Below are 25373 nucleotides of genomic sequence, written 5' to 3' on the forward strand. Positions count from 1 at the left end.
GGGCTCTTGTCGTCTCGGAGTCGTCGCGACGGTCCCCATCCGGAAGGAGACCCATGGCGCGGGCAGACAAGCAGGCCGCCGTCGCGGAGATCACTGAGTCTTTCAGTGGTGCCGCTGGCGCTGTGCTGACCGAGTACCGCGGTCTCACCGTCAAGGAGCTGCAGGACCTTCGCCGCTCCCTCGGTGCGAACGCAAGCTACGCCGTGGTCAAGAACACGCTGGCCAAGATCGCCGCCAAGGAGGCGGGCATCGATGGCTTCGACGACCTGCTGACTGGTCCGACCGCTATCGCCTTCATCCAGGGCGACGTGGTCGAGGCGGCCAAGGGTCTGCGTGACTTTGCCAAGGCGAACCCCGCCCTTGTCATCAAGGGCGGCGTTCTGGACGGCAACCTCCTCGACGCCTCCGAGATCGCCAAGCTGGCCGATCTCGAGTCGCGTGAGGTGCTCCTGGGCAAGCTGGCGGGCGCGATGCTCGCTTCGCTCAGCCAGGCCGTCTACCTCCTCAACGCCCCGCTCGCCCAGGCTGCCCGGCTCGCCGGCGCCCTGGAGGCGAAGGCGCAGGAGGACCCCTCGATCCTCGCAGGTGGTGCCGGTACGCCGGCCGCTGCCGAGGAGACCCCGGCCGCTGAGGACGCTGCCGCCGAGGAGGCCCCCGCGGCCGCCGAGGCTGCTGCCGACGAGGCCGCCGAGTCCACCGACGCCTGATCCAGGCCGACGTACACCACCTGAAACCCGGTCTGCTCGCGTACGCGGTCAGACCAACTGAGAAAGGACACGCCACCATGGCGAAGCTCACCACCGACGAGCTCCTCGACGCGTTCAAGGAGATGACCCTCATCGAGCTCTCCGAGTTCGTGAAGCAGTTCGAGGAGACCTTCGGCGTCACCGCCGCCGCTCCCGTTGCCGTTGCCGCTGCTCCCGCCGCCGGCGGTGCCGCGGGCGACGACGCCGCTGCCGTCCAGGACGAGTTCGACGTGATCCTCGAGTCGGCCGGCGACAAGAAGATCAACGTCATCAAGGAGGTCCGCGCGCTGACCTCCCTCGGCCTCAAGGAGGCCAAGGACCTCGTGGAGTCCGCCCCGAAGGCGATCCTCGAGAAGGTCACCAAGGAGGCCGCGGACAAGGCCAAGGAGTCCCTCGAGGGCGCCGGCGCCACCGTCACCCTCAAGTGACGGTTCGCTGAACCAAGCGATCCCCGGCGAGGCCGGTGGAGCCAATGGCTCCACCGGCCTCGTGCCTTTTTCGACCGCCCTTCTCAAAGTTGCTACCACCGGGTACGGTCTGCCCGGGATCCGGCCCCGGAGTGATCCGGGCCACCAGGCCTGCGTAACGTGCGGCACACTCGCACGTTGATCCCACGCAGCCGTCCGGGGGAGCTGGCGCGGTGGGCAATGAGTCGTGAGGGAGAGACAACATGGGCGTCGACGTCGCGGTGCAGAACCTGACGAAGAGCTTCGGCAAGCAGCTCATCTGGCGTGACGTGTCGCTGACGCTGCCGGCCGGCGAGGTCTCCGTGATGCTGGGTCCGTCCGGTACCGGCAAGTCCGTCTTCCTCAAGGCGCTCATCGGCCTGGTGAAGCCCGACGAGGGCTCGATCATCATCGAGGGCACCGACATCGCCTCCTGCTCCGAGAAGGAGCTCTACGAGATCCGCAAGCTCTTCGGCGTGCTGTTCCAGGACGGCGCCATGTTCGGCTCGATGAACCTCTACGACAACGTCGCCTTCCCGCTGCGCGAGCACACCAAGAAGACCGAGTCGCAGATCCGCGACATCGTCATGGAGAAGATGGACCTCGTCGGTCTGCTCGGCGCCGAGATGAAGCTCCCCGGCGAGATCTCCGGCGGCATGCGCAAGCGCGCCGGTCTCGCCCGGGCGCTCGTGCTGGACCCGGAGATCCTGCTGATCGACGAGCCCGACTCGGGCCTGGACCCGGTGCGCACCTCGTTCATCAACCAGCTCTTCATCGACCTCAACGCGCAGATCGAGGCCACCTTCCTGATCGTGACCCACGACGTGCACAGCGTCCGGGTCGTGCCGGACAACATCGGCCTGCTCTACCACAAGCACCTCGCCATGTACGGCCCGCGCGAGATGCTGCTGTCCTCGGACGAGCCCGTGGTGCGGCAGTTCCTCAACGCCCAGACGGTCGGCCCGATCGGCATGTCCGAGGAGAAGGACGCCGACCAGCTGGCTGCGGAGAAGGACATCGACCTGCCGCCGCTGCCGCCCATCCCGCTGCAGCTGGAGCCCTCGAACGGGATCCCGCGCCGCAGCCAGCGGGAGCCGGGCGCGTGGTGCCGCGAGAACGGGGTGACACCGCCTCCCGGGTCTTTCACCCGCGAGGCCGAGCACCAGACGAGCGTCTGAGGTCACTCCTTGTCCTCCACCGCTGCTCGGGTGCTCAGGCCGATCGGCACTGCTGGCAACCTCTTCGCATTCGCCCTGGACGTGGGGCGCGCGCTCTTCCGCCGCCCCTTCCAGATGCGGGAGTTCATCCAGCAGGCCTGGTTCATCGCGTCGGTCACGATCATCCCCACCGCCCTCGTCGCCATCCCCTTCGGCGCGGTCATCGCGCTGCAGGTCGGCGGCCTCATCAAGCAGTTCGGCGCGCAGTCGTTCACCGGCGCCGCGTCGGTGCTCGCCGTCATCCAGCAGGCCGGGCCCATCGCCACGGCACTGCTGATCGCCGGGGCCGGCGGATCGGCCATCGCCGCCGACCTCGGCGCCCGCAAGATCCGTGAAGAGCTCGACGCGATGATGGTGCTGGGCATCGACCCGATCCAGCGCCTCGTGGTGCCCCGGGTCCTGGCCTGCATGCTCGTCGCGGTCTTCCTCAACGGCATGGTCAGCGTCGTCGGCGTCGCCGGCGGCTACGTGTTCAACGTGATCCTGCAGGACGGCACGCCCGGTGCCTACCTCGCCAGCTTCACCGCCCTGGCCCACCTGCCCGACGTGTGGATCGGCATGCTCAAGGCCCTCGTGTTCGGCCTCATCGCCGCCGTCGTCGCCGCCTACAAGGGCATGAACGCCGCCGGTGGCCCCAAGGGCGTCGGAGACGCTGTCAACGAGTCCGTCGTGATCACGTTCCTGCTGCTGTTCGTCGTCAACTTCACCCTGAGCACGATCTACCTCGAGATCGTTCCTCCGAAGACGGGCTGAGGCGGACATGGCAAACCTCAAGGCGGTCTACGACCGTCCCCTCAAGAGCCTCGACAACCTCGGCCACGAGCTGTCCTTCTACCTGAAGGTGCTCATCGCCCTGCCGCGCTCCGTGCGGCGCTACCCGCGCGAGATCATGCGGATCCTGGCCGAGGTCACCCTCGGCTCGGGTGCCCTCGCCGTCATCGGCGGCACCGTGGGCGTCATCGTCGGGATGACGTTCTTCACCGGCGCCCAGGTCGGGCTCTCCGGCTACGCCGCGCTGAACCAGCTCGGCACCGCAGCCTTCGCCGGGTTCGTGTCCGCCTACTTCAACACCCGCGAGATCGCACCGCTGGTCGCAGGCATCGCGCTCGCCGCGACGGTGGGCTGCGGGTTCACCGCCCAGCTCGGCGCGATGCGGATCTCCGAGGAGATCGACGCCGTCGAGGTGATGGCGATCCCGTCGATGCCGTTCCTGGTCACCACCCGCGTGGTCGGTGGACTGATCGCGATCGTCCCGCTCTACGTCGTCGGGCTGTTGTCGTCGTACGTCGCGAGCCGGTTGGTGGTCACGCAGATCTACGGGCAGTCCACCGGGACCTACGACCACTACTTCAACCAGTTCCTGCCACCCGGCGACGTGCTGTGGTCCTTCGGCAAGGTGCTCGTGTTCGCTGTCGTGGTCATCCTGATCCACTGCTACCACGGGTACACGGCCTCCGGCGGTCCCGCCGGTGTGGGCACCGCGGTGGGCAAGGCGGTGCGGACCAGCATCGTGGCGATCAACGTGATCGACCTGTTCCTGTCGATGGCCATCTGGGGTGCCTCGACGACGGTGAGGCTGGCGGGGTGAGCGCGCGATGAACAAGGTCCTCGGTGCCTACAGGACGCTCGGCGTCGTCTTCCTCGCGCTGCTGGTGCTCTCGGCGTGGCTGACGTACGCGACGTTCACCAAGAAGTTCGCCGACTACGAGCGGATCACGCTGCAGACCTCGAAGATCGGCCTCCAGCTGCCGATCCGGGCCGACGTCAAGGTCCGTGGCGTGCTCGTCGGCGAGGTCCTCGAGGCCCGCGCCGGCAACGCGGAGGGCGCGGAGCTGACGCTCGGGCTCTATCCCGACAAGGTCGACCTGATCCCGGCCAACGTGACCGGCTCGATCGTCCCCAAGACGCTGTTCGGCGAGAAGTACGTCTCGCTGGAGATCCCCGAGACCGGCGGCAGCGGCACCATCCGCGCCGGCGCCGTGGTCGACCGCACGGAGGTCGGCACGGAGGTGGAGGAGGTGCTCTCCGACCTCTACCCGCTGCTGCGGGCGGTGCAGCCGGCGGAGCTCAACATGACCCTCACCGCGCTGGCCACGGCGCTCGACGGCCGCGGCGAGCAGCTGGGCCAGAACATCGAGCGGCTCGACTCCTACCTGAAGCGGCTCAACCCGCAGATCCCCGCGCTGCTCGAGGACCTCGAGCTGACCTCGGAGGTCTCCGACATCTACGCCGACATCCTGCCCGAGGTGGCACAGATCCTGGAAGACACGGTGAAGACGACGGGCACCCTGGAGGAGCGCGAGGCGGCGCTGACCGCCACGCTGCGCGACATCCGCAGCTTCTCCGCCACGGCACGCTCCTTCCTCGACGCCAACGCGGAGCGGCTGGACCGGCTCGGCCGGACCAGCGTGCCGGTGCTCAAGGCACTGGCCCGCTACTCGCCGGTGATCCCCTGCCTGGCGGCCGGCATCGTCAAGAACCAGGGCATGCTCGCTGAGGCGTTCCGCGGCCACGAGCTGCACATCGTGCTGGAGACGCTGAAGGACCAGCCGCGGGCCTACACCCCCGACGACGCCCCGTTCTTCGGCACCGACACGGGTCCCGACTGCCAAGGGCTGCCCAACACGCCGTACAGCCAGTGGAACCCCGCCCCGGGCGTCCCGCGCATCAACGACGGCCTGTCCCGCAACACCGAGAAGGGCAACGGCCGGGTGGCGCCCGGTGGCTCCGGCGCCGGCTACTTCGGCACGCCCGACGACGTCGCGGCGCTGCGGACCGTGCTGGCCGAGCGGCTGGGAAGCGGCACCGACCTCAACGTGCTGCTCGCCGGCCCGGTGGTCGCGGAGTCGGTCGCCGCCGGTACCGAGGCACGAGCAGGTGAGGACCGATGATCCGCGGACTCGACAAGCGCACCAGCGGCGACCTCGTCCGCCTGGTCGTCTTCATGGTGACGACCGCGCTGGCCACCAGCGTCCTGATCGTCACGATCGGCAACATCTCCTTCGGCAGCACGCGGTCGTACGCCGCCGAGTTCGTCGACGTCACCGGCGTGAACGCCGGTGACGACATCCGCATCGCGGGCGTCAAGGTCGGCACGGTGAAGGGCATCGAGGTGGTCGACGGCAACCGCGCGAAGGTCTCCTTCGACGTGGACGCCGACACGGTCATCGACTCCTCCACCCACGCCGCCATCCGCTACCGCAACCTGATCGGGCAGCGCTACATCTCGCTGAAGCAGGAGGGTGAGGGCGGCAAGCGCCTGGCGGAGGACGACGTACTGCCGGTGGAGCGGACGAAGCCCGCCCTCGACCTGACGGTGCTGTTCAACGGGTTCAAGCCGCTGTTCCAGGCGCTCTCGCCGGACGACATCAACAAGCTGTCCTACGAGATCGTCCAGGTCTTCCAGGGAGAGGGCGGCACGCTGGAGGGCCTGCTGTCCAGCACCGCCTCGGTGACCCGGACCCTGGCCGACCGGGACAAGGTGATCGGCGACCTGCTGGAGAACCTGGACTACGTGCTCGACCACGTCGCGGACCGCGACGCGCAGCTGACCCGGCTGATCGACAGCTTCCGCACCCTGGTCGGTGGCCTGAACGACGACCGCGAGGCCATCTTGTCCTCGCTCGACTCGATCTCCGAGCTCTCCGTGCAGACCGCCGCCCTGGTCTCCGAGGCCGAGGACCCCCTGGTCCGCGACATCAAGCAGCTGCGCAAGGTCCTGCGCACCCTCGACGTCAACCGCAAGGAGATCGACCGTGGCCTGCAGGTGCTGCCGATCAAGATGACCAAGCTCGGGCGCACGGCGACGTACGGCTCCTGGTTCAACTTCTACCTCTGTCACTTCAAGGCGACCATCAAGGTCCCCGGTCTGCCGTCGCCGCTGCGCGCGCGCTACAACATCGGCGCCGATCGGTGCACGCTCAAATGAGGGGAGTGAGCGAGCGATGAAGCCGTTCCGTGAACGCAACCCGGTGACGATCGGGGCGATCAGCCTGGCCACGCTGGTCCTGGTCTTCGTGGCTGCGCTGCGTGCCCAGGACCTGCCCCTGATCGGGGGAGGGGACACCTACTACGCCACGTTCAGCGAGGCCGGCGGCCTGAAGGTCAACGACGAGGTCCGTATCGCCGGGGTCCGCGTCGGCAAGGTGACCGAGATGGGGCTCGACGGAGACTCGGTGAAGGTGGCCTTCAAGATCCGCACCGCCGCCAAGCTCGGCGAGGGCACCCGGGCCGACATCAAGGTGAAGACGATCCTGGGGTCGATGTACCTCGCGCTGACCCCGGCCGGCGACGGCGAGCTCGCCGCCGGCGCCACGATCTCGCTGGAACGGACCAGCTCCCCGTTCGACGTCGTCGACGCGTTCGAGGGCCTGGCCCAGACGTCGGAGGACATCAACACCGACCAGCTCGCCGCGTCGTTGACGACACTCGCGGACCTCACCCGCAACACCCCGGAGGAGTTCCGGGCCGCCCTCGACGGCGTCTCCGCGCTGTCCAAGGTCGTCGCCTCGCGCGACGAGGAGATCAACTCCCTGCTCAAGAACCTCAACCGGGTCTCCACCGTGCTCGACTCCCGCGACGAGGAGATCGTCGCGCTCATGGCGGACGCCGACAGCCTGTTCAAGGCGCTGGTGCTGCGCAAGGCGCAGATCCACCGGCTGCTGGAGTCCACGAGCACCTTGAGCACCAAGCTGACCTCGCTGGTGCGCGAGACCGATGACGACCTCAAGCCCGCGCTGGACCACCTCGACTCGGTGCTCCAGGTGATCAAGAAGAACGAGGACAACGTGGAGGAGTCGCTGCGGGTGATGGCGCCGTTCTACCGGGTCTTCGCCAGCACCCTGGGCAACGGACCGTGGTTCGACACCTACATCTTCAACCTCCCGCCGGTCCCCGGCCCCGGAGTGGGGGTGGGTGTCGGATGAGCGCCGCACGCCGCTGGCTCCCGCTGGGCATCATCCTGCTCCTGGTCGTCACCGGGGTGGTGTGGATGTTCGGCGGCTCGTCGGGGACCAAGACCGTCACCGCCTACTTCCCGCGCACCGTCTCCCTCTACGAGGGCTCCGACGTGCGGGTGCTCGGCATCCCGGTGGGCAGGGTGAACGAGATCGTCCCCGAGGGCACGCAGGTCAAGGTCGTCATGACCTACGACGAGGAGGTCGAGGTCCCGGCCGGTGCGAAGGCCGCGATCGTCTCCCCGTCGGTGGTCGGGGACCGCTACGTGCAGCTGACGCCCGCCTACACCGAGGGTGCGGTCCTCGCGGACAACACCGTCATCAAGGCCGAGGGCGCGGTGCCGCTGGAGCTCGACGAGATCTACTCCAGCATCGACGACCTGACCGTCGCGTTGGGCCCCGACGGGGCGAACCGCGACGGCGCGCTGTCCGACCTGCTGGAGCAGACCGCCGCCAACTTCGGCGGCCAGGGCGAGGCGTTCAACCAGACGATCAAGGACTTCGGCAAGTTCAGCGAGACCCTCGACAACAACAAGGACGACCTGTTCGAGTCGGCCGAGAAGCTCGAGGGCTTCATCAAGACGCTGGCCGAGGGCGACGACACGGTGCGCGACTTCAACCGGTCGTTGGGCAGCGTGTCCAAGCTGCTCGCCGAGGAGCGCCGGGAGCTGACCAGCGCGCTGTCCAACCTGGGTGTGGCGCTCAAGGAGGTCGGCACGTTCGTGAAGACCAACCGCGAGGTCCTGGGTCGCAACATCAAGGACGTCAACCGGGTCGCCAAGCTGCTGGTGCGCCAGCGGGCCGCGCTCGACGAGATCCTCCAGGCCGGGCCGCTGGCCCTGACGAACCTGTACCACACCTACAACCCCGGCAACGGCACGCTCGACGTCAACGCCAACATCGGCAACCTGGTCAACGAGCTCACCTCCGACCCGGCCAGCGTGCTGTGCGCGCTGACCGCGTCGGTGGACACGAAGGGCGAGGTGTGCAAGCTCGTCAACACCCTGCTGCCGCGCAGCGCGCCGTTCGGCACCGGTTCCTGGGCCAACCAGCCCTACGACCCGACCCTCAACGGTCTCGTGGAGGTGACGCCGTGAAGCGCCCGCTCGCCACGCTGCGTGCCCGCGCCCGTGCGGCGCTCGCCCTCGGTCTCGGCCTGGTGCTGCTGACCGGCTGCGACTTCGACGTCTACCAGCTGCCGATGCCCGGCGGCACCGACACGGGCAAGGACCCGATCGCGGTCACCGTGAAGTTCGACGACGTGCTGGACCTGGTGCCCAAGTCCTCGGTCAAGGTCAATGACGTCTCCGTCGGCCAGGTCACCGACGTCCGCCTCGACGGCTACCGCGCCGTCGTCGAGCTGGAGCTGCGCAACGACGTCGACCTGCCCGACAACGCGGTCGCCTCCATCCGCCAGACCAGCCTGCTGGGGGAGAAGTTCGTGTCCCTGGCGGTCCCCGCGTCGGGTGCGAAGGGGGAGCTCTCCCACGGCGACGTCATCGAGGACGGCGGCCGCAACCCCGAGGTCGAGGAGGTGCTGGGCGCGCTCAGCCTGATCCTCAACGGCGGTGGGGTGGCCCAGCTGAAGACGATCTCCCAGGAGCTCAACCTGGCGCTCGCGGGCCGTGAGGACTCCGCACGCTCGGTGCTCACCCAGGTCTCCTCGCTCATGGGACAGCTCGACGAGCGCAAGGGCGACATCGTCGCCGCCATCGAGTCGGTCAACCGGCTGGCGGTCACCGCCCGCACCCACCAGGACAGCATCGACCTGGCCCTGGACGAGCTGCCCAGCGCGCTGGACTCCCTGGAGCGTCAGCGTGAGGACCTGGTGGCGATGCTGGAGGGGTTGACCGAGCTCAGCGACGTCGGCGTCCGGGTCATCAAGACCACCCGGGCCAACACGGTCGAGGCGCTCAAGCAGCTGGACCCGATCCTCACCCAGGTCGTGAAGGCCGGCGACGACTTCGTCGACGGGTTCAGCACCTTCCTCACCTACCCGTTCATCGACGAGGCGGTGGGCCGGGACCCGGCGGTGGCCCGCAACCTGCACATGGGCGACTACGTCAACCTCTCGGTCGACCTCGCCCTGGACCTGGGCAACCTCGACATCCCGGACTTCTGCTTCCTGCTCAACGACCTGCCGGACCTGCCGATCAACGAGCTGCTGAACATCAAGAACCTGTGCAACGGGGTCCGCGAGACGCTGCAGTCCTGCGTGAAGGCGCCGTTCGTGCCGGCGGACTGCGCGAAGCTGCCGGAGTACCTGTTCGACAACCTCTGCGACGGCATCCCGGCGCTGTGCTCGGTGCTCGAGGGGCTCTCCGGCGCGCTCGGCGGCAACGCCAAGAACAACGCCGGCGGCAAGGGCGGTGCGAAGGGCGGTGCGAGCGGCAACGCCAAGTCGGGCGGCTCCGGCGGCTCGAAGCAGGGGCCGGCGACCGGGAACCCGCTCGGCAACCTGCTGGGCAGCGTGTTCGGTGGCGGCGGCCTGAACCGGCCCGCGCCCGGTGGTGAGACCCAGGTCGACGAGATGTGGCGTGAGTTCGACACGGCGTACGACGTGGACATGGTCTCGCTCTATGCCGGACCGCTGCTGGCGTCGGCGAGCCCGAAGGAGGCAGCACGGTGATCACCCGCCGCACCAAGGTGCAGCTCGTCGTCTTCGCCCTGATCACGCTCGTCGGGGTGTCGTTCGTCGGCGCCCGCTACGCCCAGCTCGACCGGCTGGTGGTCGACCGCTCCTACACCGTGGTGGCGCACTACCCGACCTCCGGCGGCATCTTCTCCGGTGCCGAGGTGACCTACCGCGGGGTGCAGATCGGCAAGGTCGGCGAGCTCGTGCTGACCGAGGACGGCGTCGACGTGGTGCTCGAGATCGACAAGGAGTGGGACCGGATCCCCGCCGACACGATCGCGCTCGTCGGCAACCGCTCGGCCGTCGGCGAGCAGTACGTCGAGCTGCAGCCGCAGGTCGACGGCGGTCCGTTCCTCGCGGACGGCTCGGAGATCGACGACGTCGCCACCCCGATCGCCACCGAGAAGCTGCTCGCCGACATCTCCGCCACCGTGGCCAGCGTGGACCGCGAGGCCCTGCAGACGACCGTGGCCGAGCTCGGCCGGGCGTTCGGCGGCGCCGGCGAGGACCTGCAGAAGATCATCGACACCGGCAACTCGTTCATCGAGACCGCCGACGAGAACTTCGACCTGACCACGGCGCTGATCCGCGACGCCAACACGGTCCTCAACGGCCAGATCGCGACCGAGTCGTCGCTGCGCACCTTCGCCGACCAGCTCTCGAAGTTCTCCGGTGCGCTCGCCGGCGCCGACGACGACCTGCGCACGGTGATCGACAACGGCTCGGTGACCGCCACCCAGCTGCGCACCCTGCTGGAGCAGAACGGCGTCGAGCTCAGTGAGCTGCTCGCCAACCTGGTCGCCACCAACGAGGTCGTCGTCCAGCACCTTCCCGGCCTCAAGCAGATGCTCGTCGTCTACCCGTGGGCGGTGCTCGGTGGGCTGACGGTGGTCGGCAAGAAGTCTCCCTCGGAGGGCGGCTCGGGCTTCTACGACGCCCACTTCGGTCTGGTGCTGAGCCAGGAGATCCCGGGCCTGCCCGGGCCCGCGCTGTGCCGGGAGGGCTACGTCAAGGAGCGCCGCCACCCCGAGTCCGACCGGGGCAACGCCCCGATGCCCAGCGACGCGCGATGCACCGAGCCGATCACCAAGTCGAACCCGCGTGGGCCGCAGAACCTGCCCCGCATCGCGCCGGCCGCCATCGGCACCGACGACGTCGTGGCGAGCTACGACGCGACCACCGGCGAGCTGACCTGGGGTGCCTCGGGGGCGGCCCCCACTGCCCGCGGTAGCGTGACGCCTCCGTCGCTGGGGAAGGACTCGTGGAAGTGGCTGTACGTCCAACCGATGCTCGACCGCTAGGGGGAGCGCGCAGGCGCTGGGCCGTGCTCGGCCTGCTGGTCGGGGTCCTCGTGGCCGCGCTGGGCGCCTCGGCGTACCTGGTGCTCGACCGGGGGGCCGGCGGCAACCCGGTGAGCCGCCTCGACTCGCTGATCGACCCCGCCCCGGACCCTTCACAGGAGCGCGAGAAGGCGCTCGCCGCCGCGCGCACCTTCGTCGAGCGGTTCAACACCTACGGCCCCGGCCTGCTCGCGGACGACGGCACGATGCCGGACTACGCCGCGGTCGGTGAGCTGATGTCGGCGAAGTTCGCGAAGGTGTTCGGCACGAACGTCGGCTACGCCGAGCAGACCGTCGCGGAGACCGGGATCGAGCGCGCCGGCCAGGTGCACGCCGTCGGGGTGGCCGCGATCGACGAGGACTCCGCCGAGCTCCTGGTCGCCGGCATCGTCACCTTCTCCTACCCCGCATCCATCGCCGAGGACGGCAAGGCACCCGAGGACGACGCAGCCGGGGCCGACGGCGACAGGGTCGGCTTCGAGCCTGTGCGCTTCCGCTACCAGGTCTCGCTCGTGAAGATCGACGGCACCTGGAAGGTCGACGACCTCGACGACCTCGACGACGAGCTCGGCTCCTTCGCCGACTCCCAGGGCGAGCCGGACCAGGCCCCCTCGGACCAGGCCTCCGAGCAGCCGTCCGAGCAGCCGTCGGGCCAGCCGTCGAGCGAGACCTCGACCCCGGCCGGACCGGCTCAGGAGGAGACCCCGTGAGCGCGAACCTCTACGACCTCCTCGACGTCGAGGAGACCGCGTCGACCGAGGAGATCCGGGCGGCGTGGAAGTCCGCGATCGCCGACCTCGACCCGACCGAGCGCCGCTTCCGGGCCTACAGCGACGCCGCCGGGGTGCTGCTCGACGCCGACAAGCGCGCGGCGTACGACGCCGAGCTGGCCGCCGCCCGGGAGGCGGAGGAGAGCGCCGCGGCTGCGGCCGCCGAGGAGGCGGAGCCGTCCGCCGAGCCCGAGGAGCCGGTCGCCGAGGACACCGCGGCCGAGGACGCCACGACCGCCGACGCGTCCCCGGACGACACCGACACCGAGACCGACACCGAGACCGACACCGACGGCACCGACGACGCCGCCGTTCCCGACCCGACCGGTCCCACGACCCCCGTCCTGGTGGCCGTCGGGATCGCGGCGCTGCTCTCGGCCGTGCTCGCGGTGTGGGTGCTGACCCTGCCCGGGGCGCGCGCCGACGAGCCCCCGAAGGACGTCGCCGAGCGCAGCACCCGCCAGGAGCGCGCGGCGATCTCGGCCGAGGGCGCCGCGGAGAAGATGGTCGCCCCGGTGCTGTCGTACAACCACCAGACGATGCCGGCCGACCTGGAGCGGCTCACGGGCCACCTCACGGACCGGATGGCCGACAAGCAGAAGGCCGCCTGGTCGGAGCTGACCAAGGAGGCGCAGGCCCAGAAGGTGGTCGTCGAGGCGAAGGCCGCCGGCACCGCGCTCACCCGGGTCGACCCCGCCGGGCGCCGGGCGACCGTGGTGGCCTTCATCGACCAGTACGTCGAGAAGGCCGACAGCCAGCCCTTCGTGCTGCGGATGTGGGCGACCATGTCGCTGGTGCGCGAGAGCGACGACGGCCGCTGGCTGCTCGACGACCTCTGCACCGACGACTCCTGCGGCTGAGCCGTCCACCTGGCCGACAGGCCCGGGTACGACGCGCGCGAAGCGCCTTCGGCCGCGTAGGTTCTCCACCGCGCCCGGCGAGGCTGCTTGACCTCGACGGGGCGTCGCTTGCATGATCGACCATCGATCTGAGCACGGCGTCGTGGGAGGATCGGGTCCATCGAAGCGGATGACCGGCTTTCTTTGCCGTGCCCGCTTCCGTGGTGTATCGTGGCTCTTTGCGCCTGCCCTCAGATGCGCTTCGGCCTGCCCGGTGGCCGATGACGTGGGGGGCGACGCACTCGAAGAGTCGAACCGTCGAAGGACAACTCTTGGCCGCGCGCACCACCCCCGGTAAGTCCCGCATTTCTTTCGCGAAGATCTCTGAGCCGCTGGCACTGCCGCAGCTCCTCTCGCTCCAGACCGACAGCTTCGACTGGCTGATCGGCAACGAGGCCCACCAGGCCCGCATCCAGGCCCGCATCGACGCGGGTGAGGACGCAACCTTCAAGTCCGGACTGGAGGAGATCTTCGAGGAGATCTCTCCGATCGAGGACTTCTCGGAGACCATGTCGCTGTCGTTCGAGAACCCTGTGTTCTACGACCCCAAGTACACGGTCGACGAGTGCAAGGAGAAGGACCTCACCTACTCCGCGCCGCTCTACGTCTCGGCTGAGTTCACCAACAACGAGACCGGTGAGATCAAGGGCCAGACGGTCTTCATGGGCGACTTCCCGCTCATGACCCCCAAGGGCACGTTCGTGATCAACGGCACCGAGCGTGTCGTCGTCTCGCAGCTGGTCCGCTCGCCCGGTGTCTACTTCGAGCGCTCCGCCGACAAGACGTCCGACAAGGACATCTACACGGCCAAGCTGATCCCGAGCCGCGGCGCGTGGCTCGAGTTCGAGATCGACAAGCGCGACCTGGTCGGCGTCCGCCTCGACCGCAAGCGCAAGCAGAACGTCACCGTGCTGCTCAAGGCCCTCCAGGCCGTCGCCGAGGACACCGGCGAGGAGTACGACTACGAGGCCGTCATGGCCGACCTGCGCACCTTCGAGTCGATCCAGCTGACCGAGGAGAAGGACAACACCTCGGGGCCCGACGACGCGCTGCTCGACATCTACCGCAAGCTGCGCCCGGGCGAGCCGCCGACGCGCGAGGCCGCGCTGACGCTGTTGAAGAACTACTACTTCAACCCGAAGCGCTACGACCTCGCCAAGGTCGGCCGGTACAAGATCAACAAGAAGCTCGGCCAGGACCAGCCGTTCGACAAGCAGACGATGACGATCGCGGACATGGTCGCGACCATCCGCTACATCGTCGCGCTGCACGACGGCCGCACCCACCTCGAGGTCGGCGCCGAGACTCCGCTGGAGATCTCCTCCGACGACATCGACCACTTCGGCAACCGCCGGATGCGTACGGTCGGCGAGCTCATCCAGAACCAGCTCCGCACCGGCCTGGCCCGGATGGAGCGGGTGGTCCGCGAGCGGATGACGACTCAGGACGTCGAGGCGATCACGCCGCAGTCGCTGATCAACATCCGCCCCGTGGTCGCTGCGCTGAAGGAGTTCTTCGGAACCTCCCAGCTCTCGCAGTTCATGGACCAGACCAACCCGATCGCGGGGCTGACGCACAAGCGTCGCCTCTCCGCGCTCGGCCCGGGCGGTCTGTCCCGTGACCGCGCCGGCATGGAGGTCCGTGACGTCCACCCGTCGCACTACGGCCGCATGTGCCCGATCGAGACCCCTGAGGGCCCGAACATCGGTCTGATCGGCTCGCTGGCCTCCTACGGCCGGATCAACCCGTTCGGCTTCGTCGAGACGCCGTACCGCAAGGTCGAGAACGGTGTCGTCACCGACAAGATCGACTACCTCACCGCCGACGACGAGGACCGTTACGTCATCGCGCAGGCCAACGCCGGGCTCGACGCCGCCGGCCGCTTCGTCGAGGAGCGGGTGCTGGTGCGCCAGCGCCGGGGCGAGGTCTCCGAGGTCCTGGCCGACGATGTCGACTACATGGACGTGTCGCCGCGTCAGATGGTGTCGGTGGCCACGGCCCTGATCCCGTTCCTCGAGCACGACGATGCCAACCGTGCGCTCATGGGCGCCAACATGCAGCGTCAGGCCGTGCCGCTGATCCGCAGCGACTCGCCGATCGTCGGCACCGGCATCGAGTACCGCGCCGCGGTCGACGCCGGGGACGTGGTCGTCGCGACCGCCGCCGGTGTGGTCAAGTCGGTCTCGGCCGACCTGATCGAGACCATGAACGACGACGGCAGCTACTCGTCGTACCGGCTCGCGAAGTTCAAGCGCTCCAACCAGGGCACCTGCATCAACCAGCGGCCGCTGGTCGAGGTGGGCGACCGGCTCGAGGTCGGCTCGCCGATCGCCGACGGTCCCTGCACCGACAACGCGGAGATGGCGCTCGGCACCAACCTGCTCGTGGCGTTCATGCCGTGGGAGGGCCACAACTACGAGGACGCCATCATCCTCTCGCAGCGCCTGGTGCAGGAGGACGTCCTCACCTCGATCCACATCGAGGAGCACGAGGTCGACGCGCGCGACACCAAGCTGGGCCCCGAGGAGATCACCCGGGACATCCCGAACATCTCCGAGGAGATGCTGGCCGACCTCGACGAGCGCGGCATCATCCGCATCGGCGCCGAGGTCCGCGACGGCGACCTGCTCGTCGGCAAGGTCACGCCCAAGGGCGAGACCGAGCTGACGCCTGAGGAGCGGCTGCTCCGCGCGATCTTCGGTGAGAAGGCGCGCGAGGTCCGCGACACCTCGATGAAGGTCCCGCACGGCGAGACCGGCACGGTCATCGGCGTCCGGGTCTTCGACCGCGACGAGGGCGACGAGCTCCCGCCGGGGGTCAACCAGCTGGTGCGCGTCTACGTCGCGCAGAAGCGGAAGATCTCCGTGGGTGACAAGCTCGCCGGCCGTCACGGCAACAAGGGCGTCATCGCGAAGATCCTGCCCGTCGAGGACATGCCGTTCATGGAGGACGGCACCCCGGTGGACGTGGTCCTCAACCCGCTCGGTGTGCCGCGACGCATGAACATCGGGCAGATCCTCGAGCTGCACCTCGGCTGGCTCGGCAAGCAGGGCTGGGACATCAACCTGTCCGGCGACCCCGAGAACTCCGACTGGAAGCAGCGGCTCATCTCGATCGGCGTCGAGACGGCCGAGCCGAACACGAAGGTCGCGACGCCGGTCTTCGACGGTGCTCGCGAGGACGAGATCATCGGCCTCCTGGGCTCGACCCTGCCGACCCGCGACGGCGACCGCCTGATCGACGAGTCCGGCAAGGCGCACCTGTTCGACGGCCGCTCCGGCGAGCCGTTCAAGGAGCCGGTGTCGGTGGGCTACATGTACATCCTGAAGCTGCACCACCTCGTCGACGACAAGATCCACGCGCGCTCGACCGGCCCCTACTCGATGATCACGCAGCAGCCGCTGGGCGGTAAGGCCCAGTTCGGTGGCCAGCGGTTCGGTGAGATGGAGGTCTGGGCGATGGAGGCGTACGGCGCCGCCTACGCCCTGCAGGAGCTGCTCACGATCAAGTCTGACGACGTGCCGGGCCGCGTGAAGGTCTACGAGGCCATCGTCAAGGGCGAGAACATCCCCGACTCCGGCATCCCCGAGTCGTTCAAGGTTCTCGTCAAGGAGATGCAGTCGCTGTGCCTCAACGTGGAGGTGCTGTCCCAGGACGGCTCCACCATCGAGATGCGCGACGCGGAGGAGGACGTCTTCCGCGCCGCCGAGGAGCTCGGCATCGACCTGTCGCGTCGCGAGCCCTCGACCGTCGAAGAAGTCTGAGCCGTCGGTACGGCGGCCTCCGGGCCGCCGTACCGCCTCAGTCCCCAGCCTCACTCTGCACAGATCTAACGAAGGACAGCAGCCATCGTGCTCGACGTTAACTTCTTCGACCAGCTCAAGATCGGCCTGGCCACCGCGGACGACATCCGCACCTGGAGCCACGGCGAGGTCAAGAAGCCGGAGACCATCAACTACCGCACGCTCAAGCCCGAGCGTGACGGACTCTTCTGTGAGAAGATCTTCGGTCCCACCCGGGACTGGGAGTGCTACTGCGGCAAGTACAAGCGCGTGCGCTTCAAGGGCATCATCTGCGAGCGCTGCGGCGTCGAGGTGACCCGTTCGAAGGTCCGCCGCGAGCGGATGGGCCACATCGAGCTCGCCGCGCCGGTCACCCACATCTGGTACTTCAAGGGTGTCCCGAGCCGCCTCGGCTACCTCCTCGACCTGGCCCCGAAGGACCTCGAGAAGGTCATCTACTTCGCGGCCTACATGATCACCTCCGTCGACGAGGACGCCCGGCACCGCGACCTGCCCGACCTGGAGGCCAAGATCGGCCTGCAGCGTCAGAGCATCGAGAAGCGCCGCGACTCCGGCCTCGAGGACCGCACCAAGAAGCTCGAGGAGGACCTCGCCGCGCTCGAGGCCGAGGGTGCCAAGGCCGACCAGCGCCGCAAGGTGCGCGACGGCGCCGAGCGCGAGCTCAAGCAGCTGCGCGACCGCGCCCAGCGCGAGCTCGACCGCCTCGACGAGGTGTGGGACACGTTCAAGAGCCTGAAGGTCCAGGACCTGATGGGCGACGAGGTCCTCTACCGCGAGATGCGCAACTGGTTCGGCAAGTACTTCGAGGGCCACATGGGCGCCACGGCGATCCAGAAGCGCCTGCAGAACTTCGACATCGAGGCCGAGGTCGAGTCGCTGCGCGAGACCATCGCCACCGGCAAGGGCCAGCGCAAGGTCCGCGCCCTCAAGCGCCTCAAGGTCGTCGACGCGTTCCGCAAGACCGGCAACAAGCCCGAGGGCATGGTCCTCGACGCCGTTCCGGTCATCCCGCCGGACCTGCGCCCGATGGTGCAGCTGGACGGTGGCCGCTTCGCGACCTCCGACCTGAATGACCTGTACCGCCGCGTCATCAACCGGAACAACCGCCTCAAGCGGCTCCTGGACCTCGGCGCGCCCGAGATCATCGTCAACAACGAGAAGCGGATGCTGCAGGAGGCCGTCGACTCGCTGTTCGACAACGGTCGCCGTGGTCGTCCCGTCACCGGCCCGGGCAACCGGCCGCTGAAGTCGCTGTCCGACATGCTCAAGGGCAAGCAGGGTCGTTTCCGTCAGAACCTGCTCGGCAAGCGCGTGGACTACTCGGGCCGTTCGGTCATCGTGTCGGGTCCGCAGCTGAAGCTGCACCAGTGCGGTCTGCCCAAGCAGATGGCGCTGGAGCTGTTCAAGCCGTTCGTGATGAAGCGCCTCGTCGACCTGTCGCACGCGCAGAACATCAAGTCCGCCAAGCGGATGGTCGAGCGCGGCCGTCCGGTCGTGTGGGACGTGCTCGAGGAGGTCATCACCGAGCACCCGGTGCTGCTGAACCGCGCCCCCACCCTGCACCGCCTCGGCATCCAGGCCTTCGAGCCGCAGCTGATCGAGGGCAAGGCCATCCAGATCCACCCGCTCGTGTGCACCGCGTTCAACGCGGACTTCGACGGTGACCAGATGGCGGTGCACCTGCCGCTGTCCGCCGAGGCGCAGGCCGAGGCCCGGATCCTGATGCTGTCGACGAACAACATCCTCAAGCCGTCGGACGGCCGTCCGGTGACCATGCCCACCCAGGACATGATCATCGGCCTGTTCTTCCTCACGACCCCCCGTCCGGGCTCCGTGGGCGAGGGCCGGGTGTTCTCCTCGCAGGCCGAGGCGATCATGGCCTACGACCGCAACGAGATCACGCTGCAGAGCGCGGTCAGGATCCGCCTGGACGACGCCGTCGTGGCCGGTGCCGAGGCGGGCCCGGTGCTGCTCGAGACCACCCTGGGCCGCACGCTGTTCAACGACGCGCTGCCCGCCGACTACCCCTTCGTGAACGAGGAGGTCGGCAAGAAGCGTCTCGGCTCGATCGTCAACGACCTCGCCGAGCGTTACGGCAAGGTCGAGGTCGCGGCGTCGCTGGACGCGCTCAAGGACATCGGCTTCCACTGGGCGACCCGCTCCGGCGTGACCGTGTCGATCGCCGACGTCACCACGCCGGAGAACAAGGTCGAGATCCTGTCGGGCTTCGAGGAGAAGGCCGCCAAGATCCAGAAGCAGTTCGAGCGTGGTCTGGTCACCGACGACGAGCGCCGCCAGGAGCTCATCGAGATCTGGACCGAGGCCGGCAAGAAGGTCGGAGACGCCATGGAGGAGGCCTTCCGGGCCCAGCCGTCGAACCCGATCTACATGCAGGTCTACTCGGGCGCCTCGGGTAACTTCAACCAGATCCGTCAGGTCGGCGCCATGCGTGGTCTGGTGGCCAACCCGAAGGGCGAGATCATCCCGCGCCCGATCAAGGCCAACTTCCGTGAGGGCCTGTCCGTGCTGGAGTACTTCATCTCCACCCACGGTGCCCGCAAGGGTCTGGCGGACACCGCGCTGCGGACCGCCGACTCGGGCTACCTCACGCGTCGTCTGGTCGACGTGTCGCAGGACGTCATCATCCGTGAGGAGGACTGCGGCACCGAGCGCGGTCTGCCGAAGGTGATCGGCGTGCGCGGCGAGGACGGCGTCGTGGTCAAGGACGACAACGCCGAGACCGCGGCCTACGCCCGCAGCGCGGCCACCGACATCGCCCACCCGGAGACCGGCGAGCTGCTCGCCTCCGCGGGCGAGGACCTCGGTGACGTCAAGATCGCCGAGCTGATCGCGGCCGGCATCGAGAAGGTCACCGTCCGCTCGGTGCTCACCTGCGACGCTCGTACCGGTACCTGCGCGAAGTGCTACGGCCGCTCGCTGGCCACCGGCAAGCTGGTCGACATCGGTGAGGCCGTCGGCATCATCGCGGCCCAGTCGATCGGTGAGCCCGGCACGCAGCTGACGATGCGTACGTTCCACACCGGTGGTGTGGCCTCCGCGGACGACATCACGCAGGGTCTGCCCCGCGTGGTCGAGCTCTTCGAGGCCCGGACCCCGAAGGGTGTCACCCACATCTCCGAGGCCGCCGGCCGCGTGGAGATCGAGGAGACGGACAAGGCCCGCAAGGTCCTGGTCACCCCCGACGACGGCTCCGACGTCATCGAGTACGTGGTCAGCCGGCGCTCGCGCCTGCTGGTCTCCGACGGCGAGCACATCGAGGTCGGCCAGCCGCTGACCCAGGGCACGCCGGACCCGAAGGAGGTGCTCCGCATCCTGGGTGTCCGCCGGACGCAGCAGCACCTCGTCGACGAGGTCCAGGAGGTGTACCGCAGCCAGGGTGTGTCGATCCACGACAAGCACATCGAGATCATCGTGCGGCAGATGCTGCGCCGGATCACGGTGCTCGAGTCGGGTGACACCAACCTGCTGCCCTCCGACCTGGTGGACCGGGCGCTCTTCGAGTCCGAGAACCGGCGTGTGGTCTCCGAGGGCGGCAAGCCGGCCTCGGGTCGTCCCGAGCTGATGGGCATCACGAAGGCCTCGCTGGCGACCGAGTCGTGGCTCTCCGCGGCCTCGTTCCAGGAGACCACCCGGGTGCTCACCGACGCGGCGATCAACGGTCGTTCCGACAGCCTTCGCGGCCTGAAGGAGAACGTGATCATCGGAAAGCTGATCCCGGCCGGCACCGGCCTGGAGCGCTACCGCAACATCCGCGTCGAGCCGACCGAGGAGGCGCGCGCCGCGGCGTACGCCGTCACGGGCTACGAGTCCTACGACTACGAGTTCGGCAACGGCACCGGCCAGGCAGTGGCGCTCGACGACTTCGACTTCGGCTCCTACCAGAACTGAGTCGGAGCGCGCGAGCGCAGCCCGTACGAACCCCCGTCGACCTCGGTCGGCGGGGGTTCGTCGCGTCCGGGCCCGATGCCTCGGGAACGCGGCGCCTCAGCAGCCGGCGGGGGCCAACGACGTGCTGCGCCGCAGCTCCGCGGTCCAGGCGTCCAGGAGATCGGCGACGGTACGTCGCGCGGCCGCGGTGTCCGGGTGCCGTACGCGGGCCTGCAGGCCCTCAGCGGTGCGCGCCACCCAGACCTGCACGTCGTCGCAGTCCGTGGGCGCCGAGACCTGCACCGCACCCAGGGCCCGGGCGGTCTCGTGGCCGGGCACCCGGCGGTAGTCCAGGTAGGACAGCATGAAGACGTCGTTGCGGGCGCGGGCCAGCGGTCGGCGCAGACTGGCGAGCACCTGGTCCAGCGGCAGGTCGGCGGCCGTGGTGCCCCGGGCCAGCGCCGCGGCGACCGCCGCCGGGTCGAACGGCCCGCCGTCGGCGTGCAGCAGCACCGGCACGGTCGTGGTGAACCAGCCGACCGCGCGCTCGTCGCCCGCAGCGCGGGTCTGCACCGGCACCAGCACGGGCAGCTCGTCGGGCCCGCCGAGGCGTCGTACGGCGTTGGCGAAGGTGGTCAGGCACAGGGCGGCGGTGCTGGCGCCGAACGCCCGGCCAGCCTCGGTGAGCGCCTCGGTCGCACCAGGATCGGCGATCCGGGCGAAGGCGCTGCGGTGGGGCGCCGTCTCGCCGGCACCGACCCCGAGGTCCAGCGGGAAGGTCGGCAACCGGTCCCCGGTGAGGTCCATCAGGTCGTACCACCTCTCGAGCCGCGGGTCGTCGGCGGCGATGCGGGGGGCGGCCGCCCACTCGGCGGCCCGGGTGACGAAGCAACCCGCCTCGGGCAGGTCGACTGTGGCCGGGCCGGGCGGGGGAGTGGGGTGGGCGAGCAGGGCCACGGCGTCGTCGAGCAGCAGCGGCAGCGAGACCGCGTCGAGGTGGAAGTGGTCGGCGGCGATGACCAGGGTCGTGCCGCCCGGGTGCGTCACCGCGGCGAGGGTGAAGGCCGGCGCGTCCGGCCGCGGCCGGCAGACGCGGTCCAGGTGGGCGCGCAGCAGGCGCCGGGCCTGCTCGCCGCCGGTGGTGTCGCGGGAGGTGACCCCGTAGGTCCACGACTCCGGCGGGTGCCGCCAGCCGTGGCTCGCGCCCGGGTCGCCGGTGCCGGACATCTGCAGCGCGCTGTGCCGGCGTGCCAGGCCCGCCGCCGCCCGCTGCAGGTCAGCGGCGTCCAGCCGGTGCGGCAGGTGACCGGCGCCGGCGAGCCACACGCTCGCGCCGCCGCCGGACAGGGCGGCCAGGTGGTTGCGCTGGTTCAGCGACAGCGGCACCCCGGTGGGGCGGGCTGCCGTGTCGGGGACGACCTCGAGCAGGTGCAGCCGGCCCGCAGGGAGTGCCCAGTCCTCAGCCGACGCCAGACGCAACGGGTGCTCCGAGGCCCAGGGGCGCGTCGCCGTCGTGGGCCAGCGACCGCAGTACGACCCGCACCTCGTCGTAGTAGCGCACCGTGCTCGCCAGCGCCTGCTCGGTGTCCGGCGCCTGCACGGCGACGTAGAGCCGGTTCGCGTCGCGGTTGAACCAGCTCGACGCGTTGCGGGTGCGGCCCTCGCCGGTGAAGTGCAGGCCGCGGCGGTACGCGGTGGCACCCGCGCCCTGACCGGTGGCGCCGGGCAGCCAGCGCAGGTCGAGGTAGGAGAGCAGCTGCGGGCTGCCGAGGGACTCCGGCGAGAGCGTGCCCTCGGCGAGCAGCACCCCCAGCGCCACGTGCACCGGCATCCGGTTCAGCGCCCGGGCCTGCGCGAACGCCGCCTCGGCGACGGGCAGCACGCTTGCGAGCCGGTCGTGGCCGCGCAGGTCGACCTCGAGCGGCGCGAAGTTGCAGAACCAGCCCTGGGCGCGGGCGTACGGCCCCGTGTCCCGGGTGCCCAGCACGGTCACCCCGAGGTAGCGGTCCCGGCCGGTCAGCCGCGCCTCGGCGACCGCGCAGGCAGCCACGACGGCACTCGGCACCCGGGCGCCGGCGGCCTTGACGTGGCGCTCCAGCGCCGCGAGCTCGTCACCCTCGACCAGCGGGTGCTCCAGGATCCGCACCGGCGCGCTCTCCCCGGCCGCCAGGCCCAGGTCGAGCGGGAACGACGGCAGCCGGTTGCCCTGCGCGCCGAGGACCTCACGCCAGCGCGCCACCTCCGGCGCGTCGGGGGAGTACGACGCCGCGCGCTCCCGCTCCGCGGCCGCGTGGACCAGGAACGAGCCGCGCTCGGCGGCGGGCGGCACGTAGGCGGGGTCCGGGGTGCGCTCGGTGAGCAGGGCGTCGTACCGCTCGGCGAGCTCGACGCCGAGCATCATCTGCGAGGCGGCGTCGGTGAAGGCGTGGTCGCAGGCCCAGGCGAACTCGAGCTCGGCCTCGCGCTCCACGAGGACCAGGCCGAACGCGGGCCAGCTGTCGGGGGTGCACCGCTGCGGGAACGTCTCGTCGATCCAGGCATGCAGCCGGTCGGCGAACTGTGCGGCCGGTGCGGCGCTGAGGTCGACCAGCTCGACCAGCTCGAACGCCTCCGGGGCCTGCACCACCGCGGCGTCCAGCAGTCGCCGTACGGGCTGGCCGTCGGCGCCCGGGAGGAACCAGGTCCGCTGCCCCTCGTGGTCGACGAGCAGCCCGGCGAGAGCGTCCAGCCAGTGCTGCGGCATCAGGGGTCGCTCCACCGCCGAGACGATGCCCGTCCACGCCATGTGCCGGGCCGGTTGCGGGGCCGCCGCGAGTGCGGCGTAGGCACCGAGGTGGTCGGCCTGCAGGAACGACGGCGCACCCGCGTCGCTCGAGGTCGCGCGGATCGCCTCTACGGTGGCCGCCGTGGGGCGCACCTCCCAGACCCGGCCCGGCGCCGGCTGCCAGGAGCGGAGCTCGGCCAGCCTCATGCAGGCACCCGCTCGGAGAGCCCGGCGGTCGCCGGGACGGCGCGCACCGCGCCGGCACCCTGTGCGCGCACGGCGCTGCGGAGCAGGTCGCGGTAGGCGTCGAGCAGTGCGTGCATCCGCTCCGCGGCGACGATCCCCGAAGGGCAGCGCGCGGCCACCCCGAGACCCTGCGGCGAGCGGATCACCCAGAAGTAGACCTCCTCCGCGTTGCGGGCGGGGCTGCGCAGCGTGCACGCCTCCCACTCCTCCCACTGCTTCGAGCCCGGCGTGTGCCGCACGTCGGCGTAGGAGATCGCGAACCGCGGCGCGTCGCGGACCCCGAGCAGCTCGGCGATTCGGGGGAACGGTTTTGGGGCGACGTGCTTGACCGACGCCATCACGCCCTGGGTGCGCTCGACGACGTCGGCCAGCGTCTCGGTGCCGGACAGGTCGAGCCGGACCGGGCTGATCCCGACGAACCAGCCGATGGCGGTGGCGTAGCGCGCCTCGTGCCGGGTGTGCACCGGCAGCACGAAGTCGAGCCGGTCGGTGTCGGCCTGCTCGCAGATCGTCGCCGCGAGCGCCCCGATCACCAGGGCCTGCAGGCCGGTGCCCAGCGAGCGGGTCCACCGGTTCGCGGCGTCGGTCTGGTCGGCGTCGAGCAGCGGCGCGTAGTAGGACTCCTGCCAGGGGCCCGGGGTCTCGCCCATCTCGGCCAGCGCAGGGTCGGGGTAGCGCGGGAAGGTCGGCGGGCCGGACGGGTCGCCGTCGGGGGCGAGGAAGTCACGCCACGCGACGACGGCCGCGTCGTGGCGGGTGAGCAGGCGCCCGAGGCTGCGGTCGAAGGAGGCGAAGTCGACATGGCTGCCGGCGTCCGTGCGGGCCAGCTCGCGGTCGGTGTCACCGGCGAGCGCCCGGCGGTAGAGCGTGAGGATCTCCTCGAACCACAGCACCTGCGAGTAGCCGTCCATCACGCTGTGGTCGGCGCCGAAGGCGAGCAGGAACCCGGTGCGGTCGTCGTCCGGCTCCACGGTCGCGAACAGCAGGTGCGGCCAGCGGGTCGGCCGGACCCGGGCGAAGGTCTCCAGCAACTCCGCGCGCACGCCGTCGGCCTCCGCGTGCCGCACCGGGGTGCCGGCCACCACGTCCACGCCCTCGGGCACGCACGTCTCGCGTCGCCACGGCGAGGCCGGCTCGGGACGGGCCGGGCTGGTGGCGTCCGCGCGCGGATCCACCGCCGGGCGCACCGTGGTGCGCAGGCCCTCGTGCCGGGCCACCCAGGCGCGCAGCGCCCGTCGTACGGCGCCGGCGTCGTAGGCGATCGGCACCCGGAAGATGCAGCCGATCCAGGAGCCCTCGCTCCCGGAGACGAGGTGGGCGGCGTGGTCGTGGGACAGCTCCCGATCGTCGGCGCGCCACGCCTCTTCCAGTGCTGCCGGGGTCCACGTCGTCGTGGTCCCTGCGGGCAGCGGGTAGGTCGATAATTCGCGGTTCTCCATGGGCCCTCCCCCGAGAACGTCGTCAGACATCAGCGGGAACGGCCCCTCTGCCGCACCGCAGTGCACCGCACGCGAGGGCGGCGCGAAGGGGACCAACGTCCCACACCTTCGGTCCCGGCGTCGCCGAGATCAAGGTCACACCAACTCCAGGTGGACATGCCGCACCGGTCCTGACTTGACTGCACGACCACACGTCGTGGGCACACCGTGGTGTCCGGGGTCCTG

The 25373-nt window shown here is 69.9% G+C and carries 18 protein-coding genes; 15 read left to right on the forward strand and 3 right to left on the reverse strand.

All coding sequences use genetic code 11. The annotated features are described in order from the left end of the window. Positions 1 to 53: 53 nt before the first annotated feature. The 15 genes from rplJ to KG111_RS02350 all read left to right on the forward strand — a co-directional run bounded on the left by rplJ (position 54) and on the right by KG111_RS02350 (position 20720). Entirely contained in the window at positions 54 to 707 is a 654-nt protein-coding gene (gene rplJ, locus KG111_RS02280; protein ID WP_205292262.1) for a 50S ribosomal protein L10, read from the forward strand. A 77-nt stretch (positions 708 to 784) separates the two neighbouring features. Beyond that, positions 785 to 1174, forward strand: a complete 390-nt coding sequence (gene rplL, locus KG111_RS02285; RefSeq protein ID WP_205292261.1) for a 50S ribosomal protein L7/L12 — start codon at positions 785 to 787, stop codon at positions 1172 to 1174. A 242-nt stretch (positions 1175 to 1416) separates the two neighbouring features. After that, entirely contained in the window at positions 1417 to 2370 is a 954-nt protein-coding gene (locus tag KG111_RS02290; protein WP_205292260.1) for an ABC transporter ATP-binding protein, read from the forward strand. Positions 2371 to 2379: 9 nt separating this feature from the next. Then, positions 2380 to 3162, forward strand: a complete 783-nt coding sequence (locus KG111_RS02295; RefSeq protein WP_205292259.1) for an MlaE family ABC transporter permease — start codon at positions 2380 to 2382, stop codon at positions 3160 to 3162. Positions 3163 to 3169: 7 nt separating this feature from the next. Next, positions 3170 to 3997 carry an MlaE family ABC transporter permease gene (locus tag KG111_RS02300; protein ID WP_205292258.1) on the forward strand — a complete coding sequence of 276 codons (828 nt, stop codon included), beginning with the start codon at positions 3170 to 3172 and terminating at the stop codon, positions 3995 to 3997. A gap of 7 nt (positions 3998 to 4004) precedes the next feature. Continuing rightward, positions 4005 to 5300 (forward strand): MCE family protein, encoded by a 1296-nt coding sequence (locus KG111_RS02305; protein WP_205292257.1) that lies wholly within the window; start codon positions 4005 to 4007, stop codon positions 5298 to 5300. Then, positions 5297 to 6337 (forward strand): MCE family protein, encoded by a 1041-nt coding sequence (locus KG111_RS02310; RefSeq protein WP_240195947.1) that lies wholly within the window; start codon positions 5297 to 5299, stop codon positions 6335 to 6337. The genes KG111_RS02305 and KG111_RS02310 overlap by 4 nt, the downstream gene beginning before the upstream one ends. A gap of 16 nt (positions 6338 to 6353) precedes the next feature. After that, the gene (locus tag KG111_RS02315) at positions 6354 to 7334 is read left to right on the forward strand and encodes an MCE family protein (RefSeq protein ID WP_205292256.1); all 981 of its coding nucleotides are present in this window, start codon (positions 6354 to 6356) and stop codon (positions 7332 to 7334) included. Beyond that, positions 7331 to 8461, forward strand: coding sequence for an MCE family protein (locus KG111_RS02320; RefSeq protein ID WP_205292255.1), 1131 nt, complete (start codon positions 7331 to 7333; stop codon positions 8459 to 8461). Before KG111_RS02315 ends, KG111_RS02320 begins: the two co-directional genes overlap by 4 nt. Continuing rightward, complete coding sequence (locus KG111_RS02325; RefSeq protein ID WP_205292254.1) at positions 8458 to 9993, forward strand: MCE family protein; 1536 nt, start codon at positions 8458 to 8460, stop codon at positions 9991 to 9993. Before KG111_RS02320 ends, KG111_RS02325 begins: the two co-directional genes overlap by 4 nt. After that, positions 9990 to 11300 (forward strand): MlaD family protein, encoded by a 1311-nt coding sequence (locus KG111_RS02330; protein WP_205292253.1) that lies wholly within the window; start codon positions 9990 to 9992, stop codon positions 11298 to 11300. Before KG111_RS02325 ends, KG111_RS02330 begins: the two co-directional genes overlap by 4 nt. 23 nt (positions 11301 to 11323) lie before the next feature. Continuing rightward, on the forward strand, positions 11324 to 12049 hold the full coding sequence (locus tag KG111_RS02335; protein ID WP_205292252.1) for a PT domain-containing protein: 726 nt from the start codon (positions 11324 to 11326) through the stop codon (positions 12047 to 12049). After that, entirely contained in the window at positions 12046 to 12969 is a 924-nt protein-coding gene (locus KG111_RS02340; protein WP_205292251.1) for a J domain-containing protein, read from the forward strand. Before KG111_RS02335 ends, KG111_RS02340 begins: the two co-directional genes overlap by 4 nt. Before the next feature lie 311 nt (positions 12970 to 13280). Then, the gene (gene rpoB / locus KG111_RS02345; protein ID WP_240195946.1) at positions 13281 to 16772 is read left to right on the forward strand and encodes a DNA-directed RNA polymerase subunit beta; all 3492 of its coding nucleotides are present in this window, start codon (positions 13281 to 13283) and stop codon (positions 16770 to 16772) included. Between the two features lie 87 nt (positions 16773 to 16859). Then, positions 16860 to 20720 carry a DNA-directed RNA polymerase subunit beta' gene (locus tag KG111_RS02350; protein WP_205292249.1) on the forward strand — a complete coding sequence of 1287 codons (3861 nt, stop codon included), beginning with the start codon at positions 16860 to 16862 and terminating at the stop codon, positions 20718 to 20720. Between the two features lie 96 nt (positions 20721 to 20816). Here KG111_RS02350 and KG111_RS02355 read toward each other — a convergent pair whose 3' ends face one another. From KG111_RS02355 to KG111_RS02365, 3 genes are read right to left on the reverse strand one after another with little or no spacing between them, the layout of a single operon-like run. Then, a complete protein-coding gene (locus tag KG111_RS02355; protein ID WP_205292248.1) occupies positions 20817 to 22178 on the reverse strand; it encodes a hypothetical protein in 1362 nt (453 codons plus the stop codon). Further along, a complete protein-coding gene (locus tag KG111_RS02360; RefSeq protein ID WP_205292247.1) occupies positions 22159 to 23670 on the reverse strand; it encodes a condensation domain-containing protein in 1512 nt (503 codons plus the stop codon). Before KG111_RS02360 ends, KG111_RS02355 begins: the two co-directional genes overlap by 20 nt. Further along, entirely contained in the window at positions 23667 to 25178 is a 1512-nt protein-coding gene (locus KG111_RS02365; protein ID WP_205292246.1) for a condensation domain-containing protein, read from the reverse strand. The genes KG111_RS02360 and KG111_RS02365 overlap by 4 nt, the downstream gene beginning before the upstream one ends. Positions 25179 to 25373: the final 195 nt, after the last annotated feature.

It is taken from the genome of Nocardioides faecalis (assembly GCF_018388425.1).
GTDB lineage: Bacteria > Actinomycetota > Actinomycetes > Propionibacteriales > Nocardioidaceae > Nocardioides > Nocardioides faecalis.